The sequence below is a fragment of the Sandarakinorhabdus sp. genome, from assembly GCF_040398665.1.
GTDB lineage: Bacteria > Pseudomonadota > Alphaproteobacteria > Sphingomonadales > Sphingomonadaceae > Sandarakinorhabdus.
This window is the reverse complement of record NZ_JBBATQ010000001.1, coordinates 152,938-166,045: the sequence shown is the minus strand read 5'-3', so window position 1 is coordinate 166,045 and position 13,108 is coordinate 152,938. Positions and strand designations below refer to the sequence as shown.

Here is a 13,108-nt window from a genome sequence, read left to right as displayed (position 1 = left end):
TGCCAGCGCGAGCGGCGAACCGCGGGTTCCGATCTTGAAGCTCATGCGACGCTGATGGCGCGGGCATTGCCGATTGGCAAGACCGGCCCTAACTGAGACCGATGTCTGCACCGCTTGTTCTTGGGCCACTTGTTCTCGGAATCGAATCCAGTTGCGACGAAACCGCCGTGGCCCTGGTGCGCGCCGACCGCCGCATATTGGCACAGCGCATCGCCAGCCAGGATGAGGCGCACCGGCCGTTCGGCGGCGTGGTGCCGGAACTTGCGGCGCGCGCCCATGCCGATCGGTTGGCGCCGATGATCGAAGCCGTGTTGGCCGAAGCCGGCATCGCATTGAACGATGTGGATGCCATTGCCGGCACCGCCGGGCCGGGCCTGATCGGCGGCGTGATGGTCGGGCTGGTCACCGCCAAGGCGCTGGCTTACGCGGCCAACAAACCGCTGATTGCCGTCAATCATCTGGAGGGCCACGCCCTGTCGCCCCGGCTGGCCGAGGCCTCGCTGGCGTTTCCCTATCTGCTGCTGCTGGTGTCGGGCGGCCATTGCCAGTTGCTGGGGGTGGAAGGCGTCGGCCGTTATCGCCGGTTGGCCACCACCATCGATGATGCGGTGGGAGAGGCGTTCGACAAATCCGCCAAGGTCTTGGGCCTGGGCTTTCCCGGCGGGCCGGCGCTGGAGCGGACAGCGCGTGGCGGCAACCCGGCGCGCTTTGCCCTGCCGCGGCCGCTGGTCGGCAGCGTTGATCCGCATTTTTCCTTCGCCGGCCTGAAATCGGCGGTGCTGCGCGCCCGCGCCGGCATTGCCGAAGCGTCCACACAGGACATATCCGATCTGGCCGCGAGTTTTCAGCAGGCCGCCACCGATTGCCTGGTCGATCGCACGGCGCGGGCGATTCTCGCGTTTCCGCAGGCGACGGCGCTGGTGGTGGCCGGCGGCGTGGCGGCCAACCAGACGATCCGCGGCGCGCTGTCCACGCTGGCCGGCGCGCATGGCCTGCCGTTCGTCGCGCCGCCGCTGTGGCTGTGCACCGACAATGCGGCGATGATCGCCTGGGCCGGGCAGGAACGGCTGGCGCTGGGCGACATCGATGATCTCCACGCCCCCGCCCGCCCGCGCTGGCCGCTTGATCCGCACGCCGAAGCGGCGCGCGGCGCAGGGGTGAAGGCGTGACGACCTTTGCTGTGATCGGGGCGGGGGCCTGGGGGACGGCGCTGGCCAGCACGCTGGCCGGCAATGGCCCGGTGACATTGTGGGCACGCGAAGCCGAAGTGATCGACACGATCAACGAAGCCCGCGAAAACCGCCTGTTCCTGCCCGGCATCACCCTGCCGGCCGGCATCGCCGCCACCGCCAATCTCGCCGATCTGGCCACGTGCGACATGGCGCTGATCGTCGTGCCGGCACAGCATCTGCGTGGCGTGCTGGCCAGTGCCGCCATCCCGCCAGCCACACCGCTGGTGCTGTGCGCCAAGGGGATTGAGGCCGGCAGCCTCAAATTGATGGTGGAGGTGGCGCGTGATCTGGTGGCCAATCCGCTCGCCGTGCTGTCAGGCCCCAGCTTTGCCGCCGAAGTGGCGCGGGGCCTGCCCTGCGCCATCACGCTCGCCTGTGCGGACGCCGCCACGGGGGCGGCGTTGGTGGCGGCGATGGCCCGGCCGCAATTCCGGCTGTACCAATCCGACGATGTGGTCGGTGCCGAAATCGGCGGCGCGGTGAAGAATGTGCTCGCCATCGCCTGCGGGGTGGTGGAGGGCGCCGGCCTTGGCCTCAACGCGCGCGCCGCGATGATCGCGCGCGGCTTTGCCGAAATGACACGCTTCGGCGTGGCGCGCGGCGCGCGGGCCGAAACCCTGGCGGGCCTGTCGGGGCTGGGCGATCTCGTGCTCACCTGCTCATCGGAAAACAGCCGCAATTTCCGGTTGGGTGTTGGCTTGGGGCAAGGCCGCCCGCTCGCCGATCTGCTCGCCGGGCCGGCCGTGGCCGAAGGCGCGGCGACTGCGCCGGTGCTCGTCGAGGCCGCCAGCGCCGCTGGTGTCGAAATGCCGATTGCCGCCGCCGTCGCCGCGTTGCTCGCCGGCGCACCGGTGCGCGACACGATCAGCGCGTTGCTGGCGCGGCCATTGAAGGCCGAATAACGCTGCACTTGTAAACCCAAGCTGCATGGGTTATTCGGCTTGAAGGTTACAGTGCATCGGGCGCATGGCCTGCGCTTCATCATTTACACGCAGGATCATGAGCCAGCCCATGTGCACGTGCGCGGCGCAAACGGTGAAGCGCGCATCAATCTGCTGGATGGGCGCCTGATGACCAATTTCGGGCTGTCCGCACCCGATTTGCGGCGGGCGGTGGCGGAAGTCGCGCTCGAAAGACTGCGTTTGCTGGCGGAATGGGAGAGGATTCATGGCTGATGAGCTGACCGATACCGAAATTGCAGCCGCCACGGCCGCGGGACTGGCAGAGCTTGACGTGCTGCCGCGTGCCGCATCTGCCCGCTATGATGCCGGCAGTGGCCGCGTCATGGTGGAACTGGCCAATGGGTGCCTGTTCGCCTTTCCGGCGCGCCTGGTACAGGATCTGGCCGGGGCCAGTGATGCCGATCTGGCGGTGATTGACATCGGACCGCACGGCCTCGGCCTGTCCTGGCCTGCCATCGATGCGGATATCTGGCTGCCTGCACTGGTCAACGGCGTGTTTGGCACAAGGCGCTGGATGGCCGGCGAAATGGGGCGCAAGGGCGGTGCGGTCCGCTCTCCGGCCAAGACGGCCGCTGCGCGCAGCAACGGCAGCAAGGGCGGCAGACCACGCAAATCGGCTGCCTGACCGTTCAGAAATCCACCGCAATCCCGCCCTTTTCCCAATCGCCGTACCGCACCGGATCGGGGCCGCCGCGGCCGCCCACTTCCTTGTCGGTGGGCGGGGGCGGCGGGGGTATCGGGGGGGCGGCTGGCGGCTGGTCGGGCTGATCGGGGGCGGGTTGCTTGTCCATGCCGGGAGGTTGCCATTGCGGCCCGGCTGCTGGCAATGGGGTGAAGCGAAGCAGGGGTGTATGATGTTCGACAACAAGGTGATTGCCATCACCGGCGCCGGCAGCGGCATCGGCCGGGCATTGGCGCTCAATCTGGCAGAGCGCGGCGCGGTGCTGGCGCTGTCCGACAAGGACGCCGACGGCCTGGCGGAGACCAGGCGCCTGCTTGGCAATCGCCCGGCCAGCATCACCACGCTGGACGTAACCGATACCGCCGCATTGAACGGCTGGATTTCGGCGGCGGTGAGCGATTTCGGCAGGCTGGATGGCATCATCAACAATGCCGGCCTGTCGGTGGTCGCGCCCTTTGCCGATTGCCCGGCCGAAGATTTTGATCGGGTGATGGCGGTGAACTTCACCGGCGTGGTGGCCGGCTGCCGCGCCGCGCTGCCGCATGTGCGCAGCGCCGCTGCCAAGGATGGCGTCGGCTGGATCGTCAACATCTCGTCGGTGTTCGGCATGATGGGCTACCCCACGCAAAGCGCCTACAACGCCAGCAAGTTTGCGGTGCGCGGCCTCACCGAAGCCATGGCGCTGGAACTGGCCATCACCGATCCCAATGTGGCGGTGATCCGTGTCCACCCCGGCGGCATCAAGACCAATGTCGCCAGGAACAGCAAGCGCATCGCATTGCTGCCCGGCCAGGACCCGGACAGCGATTTCGCCGCCGAATTCGAAAAGGCGGCGCGCACCACGCCGGAACAGGCGGCGCAAACCATCGTCGATGGCATGGTGCGCCGCCGTACCCGCGTGCTGATCGGCCCGGATGCGCGGTTCATCGACTGGATGGTGCGGCTGTTCCCGGAATCGCATTTCCGCCGGATCGGCAATTTTCTCGGTGGCCGCCGGCGTTGATCGCTTCGCCGGGGGGCAGGGGTGGGCAATGGCCCGCACTTCGGGCAAGGGGCGGGCGATGAACAATCGCAATCCCCCACCCCTTGTCCCTGTCAACGGCCGTATCGATTCCGGCGTTCCGGCCCGTCGCACTGCGCTGCGCATGTGCCAGGCCGTGCTCGATCGTGGCCAAAGCTTTGATGCGGCCGCCAACATGGCCGACGATCTGCCGTTGCCGCAGGATCGCGCGCTGGCGCGGACGCTGGCGCTCACCGTGCTGCGCTGGCTGCCCGATCTTGATGCCCTGATCGACAGCGCCACGCCGCGCCCGCTGCCGCCCGATGCCCGTGCGCGCCACGCGCTGCGGGTCGCGCTGGCCGGCTGGCTGAAGCTGAACACCCCGCCGCATGCCGTGGTCGCCACCGCGCTGCCGCTGGTGGAAGGCGGCCCGCGCCGGTTGGTGCATGGTGTGCTGGGCAGCCTGATCCGCCGCCCGGCCACGCTGCCCGATCGGCCGCAGCTGCCCGCGCCATTCGATATACGATGGGCGCATGATTGGGGGGCGGAGATGGCCGACGCGGCCGCGGCCGCCATGGCCGAGGAGCCGGCGACCGATCTCACCCTGAAGGACGCCGGCCAGACCGCGCATTGGGCCGAAGCGCTGGGCGGCATCAGCCTCGCACCCGGCCATGTCCGCACGCCCTTGAAGGGCAGCGTCACCGGCTGGCCGGGCTTTGCCGAGGGCGCCTGGTGGGTGCAGGATTTTGCCGCCAGCCTGCCCGCCCGGCTGTTGCCGGCGCAGGCCGGGGATCGGGTGCTCGATCTGTGCGCCGCGCCCGGCGGCAAGACGTTGCAACTGGCGGCGCGCGGCTGCCTGGTCACCGCGCTCGACATGGCGGAACAGCGGCTGGACCGGGTGCGCGAGAATCTGGCGCGCACCGGCCTTGATGCCACGCTGGTCGTGGCCGATGCCCTGCGCTGGCAGCCGGAAACCCTGTTCGATCATATACTGATCGACGCGCCCTGTTCGGCCACCGGCATTTTCCGGCGCCACCCGGATGTGCTGCACCTGAAGGGCGATGCCGACATGGCGCCGATCACCCTGTTGCAGGCCGCGATGCTGCGCCGGGCGGTGCAATGGCTGAAACCCGGCGGCCGGCTGGTCTATGCCACCTGCAGCCTCGATCCGCGCGAAGGCGAACGCATTGCCGAGCGGGTGGTGGCCGGTGCGCCGCGCGACTTGATTACGGCCGATGAATTGCCGGCGGGGCTGATTCCCACCGCCGATGGCTGGGTGCGCACCTTGCCTGGCCAGGTCGTGGGCGGGCTCGATGGCTTTTTCATCGCCCGTTTCAGGCGCATATCAGATTAGACTGCTTTCCGACCAATTTGGATCATTGTCTTCGCCCCTTCGGGCGATCCATTCGGGGCGGCGTCCCTCGTCGGTTGCAATGCAAAGCGCACCGCGCCCGCCTCGCTCCCAGAGATTCCTTGGGCCCTGAACCAAATTCGCCGCCGCGCCGATAACCCGACTTGATCGGAAAATGTTCAATGAATTGGAAAGGGCGCCGCCGTTGCCCGGCGGCGCCCTTTCACAAAAGCTCCGTTGTTGGGGCTTACTTCAAATATTGCGCGATATATTTGTTCATTTCGAACATGGTGCACTCGTCCTTGCCAAAGATCGCCTTCAGCTTGTCGTCAGCAACAATGACGCGCTTGTCCGTCGGCTTCTGCAGGTCGTGCTTGCGGATATAGTCCCACATCTTTGCGACAACCTGGCCACGCGGCAGGGGTTCGCTGCCGACAACTGCAGCCAACGGGCCCTGCGGCGTCAAAGGCTTCATCAGCGCGTCGATCTTCTTGCCCGCGGGCTTGGCTTCTTTCGCCATGTCTATCCCCTTCACCGTTGCTGGCCGTTACTGCGGCCATGATATCAGTTGACCCTGATTCCGCTTTCTAAGCGGCCTTCCCCCTGCTGGTGCAAGCCCAAAAATCGCGCAGGACGCAGGTAGTGCTGCCAATACGCAACTTGCGTGACAAAGTTGCAACCATTTCGAACATTAAAAGCGCCGCAGCAGCCGAACCTGCCACCAGCGCGGCGGGTTGAGCGTCGCCAGCCCGGCAACCGCCCCATCGACCAGCGTGCGATCAAGGCAGTTGCGGCATTCCAGGCTGACCAGCCAGCCGCCGCCGGGGATGTCCAGTTGCAAGGCGCCCGCGACCTGCCAGCCGGCCGGTGCAAATCCACCGGGCGCGCCCGGCACGCTGCCGGCCGCCACCGCCATGGCGCTGCGATAGTCCAGGGTCAGCCGCGGCACCAGATTGGCGCCGGCGCCAACCAGCACCTGTGTCCAGGCGGCGGACAGGCTGGCGGTCACATCCGGCGTGAACAGCGGCCGTGACGGCACGCCGGCCGGCACCGTGCCCGATACGGCCTCGCGCCAACGGGCGCGCTGCACGGTCAAAGTGCCGGACACGTCAAGCTGGCGCAGCGGCCGTGCCTGCGCACTCACGTCGATACCGGCGTTGGTCAGGTCTTGCCGCTGCCCCCCCGCCATCGCCACGCCGACCGCCATGGCCAGCGGATCGATGCCGAGCAGCGGCGAGGCCAGCGCCCTGGTCCGCGCCGCAAAGCCACTGGCGGTCAATTGCAGTCGGCCTTCCCTGCCGATCCTGATGCCGGCTTCATGGTGCCAGCCGGTTTCGGCCGGCAAGGCCGCCAGCTCCGCAGTGCTGCGCGCCAGCAGATTCCAGCCGGGCAGTCGCGCCGTGCGGGCAGAGCGCGCAAAGATCAGCGCGTCGCCCTGTTGCCAGCCCAGCGCCAGTTCCGGCGTCCAGAACCGTTGCTGCTGTCGATCGGCGCCGGCGACACGCAGGCAAGGCGCACAACCGGCGCGGCGATCCTGCACGGTCAGGTCCAGCCGTTCATCGGTCCAGCGCACGCCGGCATCCAGGGTCAGCCGACCGCCGGCCAGCGCCAGATGCGCGGCGGCCGCGGCGTGGCGGACATCGCGGGTCTGGCCGATGGCGCGATCGGCCAGCACGATGCCGGCATCGGTATCGGCCTGATCCCGCGCCAGATCCTCGCTGCGCAATCCGGCAGCGAGTGTGACGGTGAGGGCACCCCGTTCAAACCCGGCCGACAGATCGACCTGCCGGCCGGCGGACGTGCCGTGCGCGATCAGGCCATAACCGCCGCTGGCCAGCCCGGTCGGCTGCGACATGGTGCCCGCGCGGCGGCCATCGCGCAGATCGAGGCCGAGCCGATCGATCTGCCGGGTCAGGCCGGCGCTGAGCCGCAGGGAGGCGCGCGGCGGCGTCCACGCCAGTTCGGCGGCCACCAAGGTCAGATCGGCGCGCTGGCCCAGCGCCTGGCCCGCCAGATCGGCGCTGATCGGCCCCCAGCCAGGGTCGGCTTGCGCGCCGCGGTCGGAACTGCGCCGGCCAGTGCTGGCAAAACGCCCGCCACAGCGGGTCGGCGCGATCGGATCACAGGCGAACGAGGGCAGGTTGCCGGCCGCGCTGCGTTGATAAAAGGCGTCGAGCCGCACGGCCAGATCGGCCGCCGGATCGAGATCGAGGCTGGCCAGCAGACCGCCGCGCTGGCCGCGATTCAGCCGTTCGCCGGTGCGATTATTCTGCAACCAGCCCAGATCATGGTGCAGCACGCCGCCGATGCCGAGGCGTGCGCCGCCCGCCAGCGGCAGATCGAGGCGGCCGAGCGCGCGCCGGCTGCCAAAGGCACCGGCCGCAACTTCGCCGGCCCCCGACAGCCGCGCCGCCGGCCGCCGCAACGTCAGCGCCGCCACCCCCGCAGCACCCGCCGGGCCAGCATCGAGCCCCGATGGCGGCGCCGCCAGCAACGCTTGCATGTCGGGCAGCGCCAGATCGATCGGCAATGGGCCGGGCAGCAGGATGCCGTTCACCGACACGCCCGGTCGCGCGCGGCCATGCTGCACCGCCAGCAACATGGTGCCATTGCCCGGCGCCGCGCTGGCGATCAGCCCCGGTGCACGGCGCAGACCGTCAGCAAGCGTTTCCAGGCTTTGTTGATCGCGGGTCTGCCCATCGGCCCACCACAGGCTGGACAGCGTGTCGGGCGCGGGCGGGCTCTGCTGTTCGGCTGATGGGGTCGGTTCAGGCCCCGGTTCCGGCGCACCCGTTTGTGCCATCGCCCCACCGGCGGCCACCAACAGGGCGGCCGGGCCGATCATGCCGAACATCCATCCGGACATCACCGGCCGGCGCGATCAGCGCGGACCGTCACGGCCGGTTGGTTGGCCACCCAGCGGGCCGCCGGCGGCACCGACGGCGCCGATGTTGCCGAACAATTCTTCGAAGAAGCCTTCGTTGCGGCCCAGGGTCGGCGTGATGTCGTTCACCGGGTTGATGTTGGCGATCTTTTCCATGCCGCGCCGTTCCACCTTGGATACATTGCCGTCGGCGTCGAAATTGATGATCAGGATCTGCTGTTCCAGCGTCTTGGGCGCGATGAAGGCATATTGGCCGGTGAGACGGCTGACATAATACCAGCTGCCCGTATCGAACTGCGCGGCGAAGGTCGGCCGGCCCAGCGTGCGGGAAACGGATTCGCGATTGTCCACCCCCGGCAGGATCGAGGTGAACAGCGTTTCATCGATCAGATAGCCTTGCGATGCCTTGATGCGCGAACAGCCGCTGGTGGCCAGCGCTGCGGCGATCAACAGAACAGAGGGGATCAGCGTCTTCATTCATGGCTCCACACCGATGGCCGGCCGTGCCCCCACTGCGACAAACCCGTGCCCATCGCCCAATATGCCAGCCGGGGCGATTATGCTAGGCGGTTTGGCCATGTCGCTTTTTGCCAGCCTGAAACGTCTTGTCGCCGGATCGCCGGAACCGGTGGACCAGCTTTATGATGCGGTCGTGCGCGCGGCGCGGCAGCCCGGCTGGTATGTCGAAGGCGCGGTGCCCGACACGATGGACGGGCGGTTCGATGCGCTGGTGCTGGTGCTGGCCTTGCTGATGCTGCGGCTGGAACAGGAAACCGCGGACAATCCCCGCCACCCGGCCGCGCGTCTGTCGGCCGATCTCGCCGATCGCTTCATCACCGACATGGAAGGCAATCTGCGTCAGGATGGCATCGGCGATCAGGCGGTGCCCAAGCATATGGGCCGCATGATGGCGGCGCTGGGCGGGCGGCTGGGCGCGTACCGCACCGCCGGCCTTGACGCCGGCGCCATGGCCGACGCGCTGCAGCGCAATCTGTATCGCGGCGCCGATGTGCCTGCGCCCGCGCTGGCGTGGACACTGGCCGAAGCCCGCCGGATCGCCGCGCAGCTCACCCAAAGCGACTTTGGCCGGCTCTGCGCCGGCACTCTTGACCTGAACCATTGAGTGACAGGATGACCGATACGCCCGAATTCAGCCACAGCCTGAAGCTGACCGACATTGGCGCCGCCACCAAGCGCCTGATGCTGGAAGCCGACGCGGCGCAGCGGGCGGCGCTGGCGGCGCGCTTTGGCCTGATCGACCTCGATGTGCTGAATGCCGCGCTGGAGGTGAAGCGCGATGCCGCCGGCATCGGCGTGACGGGCCAGGTGCATGGCCGGGGCAGCCAGCCGTGCGTGGCCAGCGGCGAACCGGTGCCGTTCCTGATCACCGAGTCCATCAATCTGCGGCTGGTGTTCGACGTGCCGGGCGGCGGCGAGATCGAGCTTGCCACCGCGGATCTGGATGTCGAACCGCTGATCGGCGATGTGGTGGACGTGGGCGAGATCGCCGCGCAGGCCTTTGCGCTCGGCCTCGATCCCTATCCGCGCAGCGCGGTGAAGGTGCCCGGCCTGATCAGCGAAGCGGAAGCGGTGATCGCGCGCAGCCCGTTTGCGGTGCTGAAAAAGAGCTGAGTTTCAAATATATCGTAGCGGTTTCAACGCCCTCCCCGTTGCGGGGAGGGCGAGAGACGAGCCGAAGGCGAGGCCCGTGGGGGTTGCGCCTGACGTCACCAAAGGCGGCAACCCCCACCCCGCTCGGCTGGCGCCGAGTCGCCCTCCCCGCAAGGGGGAGGGAGTTTCGGGCGCTTGTGCGGGATGCGATCGGAACGGGCCGATCAGAACGGTACGTCGTCGTCCAGATCATCGTCGAACGCGCCCGGCCGCTTGCCGGCGCCCGCAGAGCCGCCACCGCCGAAGCCGCCACCCGCTGGCGCGCCGCCGCCATAGCCGCCACCGCCATAATCATCGCTGCCCCGGCTGCTGCTGCCGCCGCCGCCCATGCCGCCGCCGCCATCACGGCCACCGATCAGCGACAGTTCGCCCTTGAACGGGCCGATGACGATTTCGGTGGTGTAGCGATCAGCGCCGTTCTGGTCCTGCCATTTGCGGGTGCTGATGCTGCCTTCGATATAGACCTCGCTGCCCTTGCGCAGATATTGCTGGGCGACCTTGCCGATATTCTCGTTGCGAATGACGATATTGTGCCATTCGGTCTTTTCCTTGCGCTCGCCGCTGGCCTTGTCGCGCCAGGTTTCGGATGTGGCCATGGTGAATTGCGTCACCGATCCGCCGTTGGCGAAGCTCTTGGTCTCCGGGTCCTTGCCCAGCCGTCCCACCAGAATCACCTTGTTCACGCCGGCCATTGTCGTCTCCTTGTCTTGGGCAAAGCCTAGCGCCGTGGCCGCAGCGAAGCAATGTGGTGGCCGCCAGGTTGGTTGTTCTGCCCTTGCATCTCCTGTGGATTTCGCGGCAGGTTCGCGGCGTGGCTTTGGCGGGAGTCCGCATGTCCGACACGATTGAGGCGGTTGGCGAAGCAGCCGGAGCCCTCGCCACCGCCGGCCTTGCCGCGCAGGCGCTGGATCATCCGTCACCGCCCCATGGCGCGCATCCGGCCACGTGCGCCAATTGCGGGGCGGCGCTGGCCGGCCCGTTTTGCGCCCAGTGCGGGCAGCGCGCCCATCTGCACCGCACGGTGGGCGCGGTGTTCCACGAATTCCTGCACGGCATCACCCATTTCGACGGCAAGGCCTGGAAGACACTGCCGATGCTGCTGTTCCGCCCTGGCAAGCTGACGCGCACCTACATCGAAGGCCACCGCGCCCGCTATATCGCGCCAGTGCCACTGTTCCTGCTGGTGGTGTTCACCATGTTCTTCGTGCTGTCGTTCGTGAAGCTGCCGACCGACGCGATGGAGATCAACGCCGCCGCCACGCCGGCCCAGCGCAGCGCGAAGATCAAGGTGGAGCTTTCCAGGATCGACGCCGAGATCGCCGCCGCCGCGGCAGCCGGAAAGCGCGACGCGTTGGCCCGGCTGAAAAGCACGCGCGCCGGGCTTGTTTCGGTGGCGAACGTGGCCGCCAAACCCGATGCGTCGGCCGGCGACCTGATGGAACGTGTCGGCGCGGAAATCGTCGCCGCCAACGAACGCGGCGAAGCGGTGGTCCGTTTTGGTGACCCCGAGATCGATGCGAAGGCAAAGGCCGCGTTGCAGAACCCGAAGCTGTTCCTCTACAAATTGCAAAGCAAGGCTTACAAGCTCAGCTTCCTGCTGGTGCCGTTGTCGATGCCGTGGCTGTGGCTGGCGTTTTTCTGGCGACGCGGCATTGGCATGTATGATCATGCGATCTTCGCGCTCTATTCGATCAGTTTCACCAGCCTGATGTTCGTGGTTGGCAGCCTGGCGCTCACCGCCGGCATCACCAGCGGCGCGTTCTGGTCGGTGCTGGCCTTGGCGCCGGCCGTGCACATGTTCGCGCAGTTGCGCGGCGCCTATGCGATCGGCTGGTTCGGCGCGGCGTGGCGCACACTCTACCTGTCGGTCGCCGCCATCCTCAGCCTTTCGGTCTATCTGGTCATCCTGATCCTGCTCGGCGTGCTGGATTGATCATTCGGCGCTGCCGGGCGCGGGCAGCAGATTGCCGGTCAGCTCGGCGGCGGTTGGCAGCATCGGCACCTGGGCCACGGGCACCAGTTCGGCCAGCTCGTCCAGCCCGGTGGCCGCCCCCATGTCCTTGAACCGGCGGGCTCTGGCCATCACCCTGGAATCGGCCTGGCCAACCAGCTTGTTCCAATTGCCGACCGCGCCTTCCAGCGATTTCTGCACCGCAGCAAAATTGCCGCCCATGATGCGCAGCGAATCATAAAGATCGCGGCCCAGCTTGGCGATCTCGGCCGCTTCCTTGGCCAGCCGCGCCTGATCGCGCAGCGCCCCCACCGTGCGCGCCACCGCCACCAGATTGACCGGCCCGGCCAGCACCACCTGCCGTTTGAAGAAATCGTTCATCAGCCCGCGATCCTGTTCCAGCGCGGCGCCCAGGAAATTCTCGCCCGGCACGAACAGCACGACAAATTCCACCGCGCCGCCAACCGCCTTGGCATAATCCTTCTTCGCCAGACCGTCGGCGTGGGTGCGCACCGCCCGCGCGTGGGCCGCCAGAAAGGTCTGCCGCGCGGCCAGATCGTCGCATTCCGCCGCGCTGACATAGGCATCGATCGAACATTTCACATCGATCACCAGCACACGGCCGCCGGGCAGGTTGATCTTGAAATCCGGCCGCTGCTTGCCGTCCTCGCCGTCCACCGACCATTGGGTTTCGAAATCGATGCCTTCCACAAGGCCAGCGGCTTCCAGCACATTGCGGCACTGTTCCTCGCCCCAGCGCCCGGCCACCTTGCCGGATGATCGCAGCGCGGTTTCCAGCTTGGCGGCGGCGCCGCTCACCCGTTCCTGGCCCTGCACGACATTGGCGATCTGCGCCTTCAGGCTGCCATAGGCTTCGGTGCGCGCCGCCTCCACTTCGCCAAGCCGGGTTTCATATTTGACCAGCGTGTCCTTCACCGGCGCGATCAATTCGGCGAGCTGGTTGCGATTGGCTTCGAGGCCGGCGCCGGCGGCCTCGCGCTGGCGCAGCATCAGTTGTTCGGCACTGTCGGCCAATTTGGCCTGCGCTGTTTCAAGCGCCTTGCCGGCCAGTGTCGCAAATGTTTCCTGCAAGCGCGCCAGTTCGGCGGCATGGGCACGCTCGCGCTCGGCCTGCCCGGCCTTCAGCCCGGCCAGTTCGCCGGCAAGCGCCTCGCGGGCCTGCTCGGCACCTTCCAGTGCGGCGACGCGCTTCTGCTGCATGTCGATCTCGACAGCGGCCCGGCCGATTTTCTCGCGCTGTTCGGCAGCATCATGGCGCAGCGCGGCCAGCGGCCGCTGGCCCAGCCACCAGCCGACAAACAGCGCCGCCAGCAGCGCGACAGCAGCAATCAGCAGTTCAGTCATGGCGCACCTG

General features: G+C 67.8%; 15 protein-coding genes. 9 read left to right on the top strand and 6 right to left on the bottom strand.

Going from position 1 to position 13,108, the window contains the following annotated elements; all coding sequences use genetic code 11:
* Positions 1 to 101 precede the first annotated feature (101 nt).
* Genes tsaD through ABWP22_RS00760 form a run of 4 tightly spaced genes read left to right on the top strand, consistent with a single transcriptional unit; the run spans position 102 to position 2,819 of the window.
* A complete protein-coding gene (tsaD, locus tag ABWP22_RS00775) occupies positions 102 to 1,169 on the top strand; it encodes a tRNA (adenosine(37)-N6)-threonylcarbamoyltransferase complex transferase subunit TsaD (RefSeq protein ID WP_353198018.1) in 1,068 nt (355 codons plus the stop codon).
* Positions 1,166 to 2,134 carry an NAD(P)H-dependent glycerol-3-phosphate dehydrogenase gene (locus ABWP22_RS00770; RefSeq protein WP_353198017.1) on the top strand — a complete coding sequence of 323 codons (969 nt, stop codon included), beginning with the start codon at positions 1,166 to 1,168 and terminating at the stop codon, positions 2,132 to 2,134. Before tsaD ends, ABWP22_RS00770 begins: the two co-directional genes overlap by 4 nt.
* A gap of 39 nt (positions 2,135 to 2,173) precedes the next feature.
* On the top strand, positions 2,174 to 2,407 hold the full coding sequence (locus tag ABWP22_RS00765; protein WP_353198016.1) for a DUF4160 domain-containing protein: 234 nt from the start codon (positions 2,174 to 2,176) through the stop codon (positions 2,405 to 2,407).
* Complete coding sequence (locus tag ABWP22_RS00760; protein WP_353198015.1) at positions 2,400 to 2,819, top strand: DUF2442 domain-containing protein; 420 nt, start codon at positions 2,400 to 2,402, stop codon at positions 2,817 to 2,819. Before ABWP22_RS00765 ends, ABWP22_RS00760 begins: the two co-directional genes overlap by 8 nt.
* Before the next feature lie 4 nt (positions 2,820 to 2,823).
* Here the strand turns inward: ABWP22_RS00760 and ABWP22_RS00755 are convergent, their stop codons facing one another.
* Positions 2,824 to 2,985, bottom strand: coding sequence for a DUF1674 domain-containing protein (locus ABWP22_RS00755; RefSeq protein ID WP_353198014.1), 162 nt, complete (start codon positions 2,983 to 2,985; stop codon positions 2,824 to 2,826).
* A 60-nt stretch (positions 2,986 to 3,045) separates the two neighbouring features.
* On the opposite strand from ABWP22_RS00755, the gene ABWP22_RS00750 reads away from it, so the two are divergent.
* Together ABWP22_RS00750 and ABWP22_RS00745 are read left to right on the top strand one after the other, a co-directional pair.
* Complete coding sequence (locus ABWP22_RS00750; protein ID WP_353198013.1) at positions 3,046 to 3,879, top strand: SDR family NAD(P)-dependent oxidoreductase; 834 nt, start codon at positions 3,046 to 3,048, stop codon at positions 3,877 to 3,879.
* Positions 3,880 to 3,937: 58 nt separating this feature from the next.
* On the top strand, positions 3,938 to 5,230 hold the full coding sequence (locus ABWP22_RS00745) for an RsmB/NOP family class I SAM-dependent RNA methyltransferase (protein WP_353198407.1): 1,293 nt from the start codon (positions 3,938 to 3,940) through the stop codon (positions 5,228 to 5,230).
* 244 nt (positions 5,231 to 5,474) lie between these two features.
* Here the strand turns inward: ABWP22_RS00745 and ABWP22_RS00740 are convergent, their stop codons facing one another.
* The 3 genes from ABWP22_RS00740 to ABWP22_RS00730 form a co-directional block, all read right to left on the bottom strand.
* A complete protein-coding gene (locus tag ABWP22_RS00740; protein ID WP_353198012.1) occupies positions 5,475 to 5,747 on the bottom strand; it encodes an SWIB/MDM2 domain-containing protein in 273 nt (90 codons plus the stop codon).
* Between the two features lie 171 nt (positions 5,748 to 5,918).
* A complete protein-coding gene (locus tag ABWP22_RS00735) occupies positions 5,919 to 8,072 on the bottom strand; it encodes a TonB-dependent receptor domain-containing protein (protein ID WP_353198011.1) in 2,154 nt (717 codons plus the stop codon).
* Between the two features lie 36 nt (positions 8,073 to 8,108).
* Entirely contained in the window at positions 8,109 to 8,588 is a 480-nt protein-coding gene (locus ABWP22_RS00730; protein WP_353198010.1) for an outer membrane protein assembly factor BamE, read from the bottom strand.
* A 100-nt stretch (positions 8,589 to 8,688) separates the two neighbouring features.
* Here ABWP22_RS00730 and ABWP22_RS00725 point away from each other — a divergent pair, with 100 nt between their 5' ends.
* The gene (locus ABWP22_RS00725; protein WP_353198009.1) at positions 8,689 to 9,234 is read left to right on the top strand and encodes a ubiquinol-cytochrome C chaperone family protein; all 546 of its coding nucleotides are present in this window, start codon (positions 8,689 to 8,691) and stop codon (positions 9,232 to 9,234) included.
* Positions 9,235 to 9,242: 8 nt separating this feature from the next.
* A complete protein-coding gene (locus ABWP22_RS00720; RefSeq protein ID WP_353198008.1) occupies positions 9,243 to 9,743 on the top strand; it encodes a YceD family protein in 501 nt (166 codons plus the stop codon).
* Positions 9,744 to 9,946: 203 nt separating this feature from the next.
* Here the strand turns inward: ABWP22_RS00720 and ssb are convergent, their stop codons facing one another.
* A complete protein-coding gene (gene ssb / locus ABWP22_RS00715) occupies positions 9,947 to 10,474 on the bottom strand; it encodes a single-stranded DNA-binding protein (RefSeq protein WP_353198007.1) in 528 nt (175 codons plus the stop codon).
* A 140-nt stretch (positions 10,475 to 10,614) separates the two neighbouring features.
* On the opposite strand from ssb, the gene ABWP22_RS00710 reads away from it, so the two are divergent.
* Positions 10,615 to 11,715, top strand: a complete 1,101-nt coding sequence (locus ABWP22_RS00710; RefSeq protein ID WP_353198006.1) for a DUF3667 domain-containing protein — start codon at positions 10,615 to 10,617, stop codon at positions 11,713 to 11,715.
* Here the strand turns inward: ABWP22_RS00710 and ABWP22_RS00705 are convergent, their stop codons facing one another.
* The gene (locus ABWP22_RS00705) at positions 11,716 to 13,098 is read right to left on the bottom strand and encodes a DNA recombination protein RmuC (RefSeq protein ID WP_353198005.1); all 1,383 of its coding nucleotides are present in this window, start codon (positions 13,096 to 13,098) and stop codon (positions 11,716 to 11,718) included.
* Positions 13,099 to 13,108 lie beyond the last annotated feature (10 nt).

Excerpts from the sequence above, each read along its gene's own strand:
- ABWP22_RS00750 (WP_353198013.1), top strand. The coding sequence starts at position 3,046 with ATGATGTTCGACAACAAGGTGATTGCCATCACCGGCGCCGGCAGCGGC.
- ABWP22_RS00745 (WP_353198407.1), top strand. The coding sequence starts at position 3,938 with ATGAACAATCGCAATCCCCCACCCCTTGTCCCTGTCAACGGCCGTATC.
- ABWP22_RS00710 (WP_353198006.1), top strand. The coding sequence starts at position 10,615 with ATGTCCGACACGATTGAGGCGGTTGGCGAAGCAGCCGGAGCCCTCGCC.
- ABWP22_RS00705 (WP_353198005.1), bottom strand. The coding sequence starts at position 13,098 with ATGACTGAACTGCTGATTGCTGCTGTCGCGCTGCTGGCGGCGCTGTTT.
- ABWP22_RS00760 (WP_353198015.1), top strand. The coding sequence starts at position 2,400 with ATGGCTGATGAGCTGACCGATACCGAAATTGCAGCCGCCACGGCCGCG.
- ssb (WP_353198007.1), bottom strand. The coding sequence starts at position 10,474 with ATGGCCGGCGTGAACAAGGTGATTCTGGTGGGACGGCTGGGCAAGGAC.
- ABWP22_RS00740 (WP_353198012.1), bottom strand. The coding sequence starts at position 5,747 with ATGGCGAAAGAAGCCAAGCCCGCGGGCAAGAAGATCGACGCGCTGATG.
- tsaD (WP_353198018.1), top strand. The coding sequence starts at position 102 with ATGTCTGCACCGCTTGTTCTTGGGCCACTTGTTCTCGGAATCGAATCC.
- ABWP22_RS00735 (WP_353198011.1), bottom strand. The coding sequence starts at position 8,072 with ATGATCGGCCCGGCCGCCCTGTTGGTGGCCGCCGGTGGGGCGATGGCA.
- ABWP22_RS00730 (WP_353198010.1), bottom strand. The coding sequence starts at position 8,588 with ATGAAGACGCTGATCCCCTCTGTTCTGTTGATCGCCGCAGCGCTGGCC.
- ABWP22_RS00725 (WP_353198009.1), top strand. The coding sequence starts at position 8,689 with ATGTCGCTTTTTGCCAGCCTGAAACGTCTTGTCGCCGGATCGCCGGAA.
- ABWP22_RS00755 (WP_353198014.1), bottom strand. The coding sequence starts at position 2,985 with ATGGACAAGCAACCCGCCCCCGATCAGCCCGACCAGCCGCCAGCCGCC.
- ABWP22_RS00720 (WP_353198008.1), top strand. The coding sequence starts at position 9,243 with ATGACCGATACGCCCGAATTCAGCCACAGCCTGAAGCTGACCGACATT.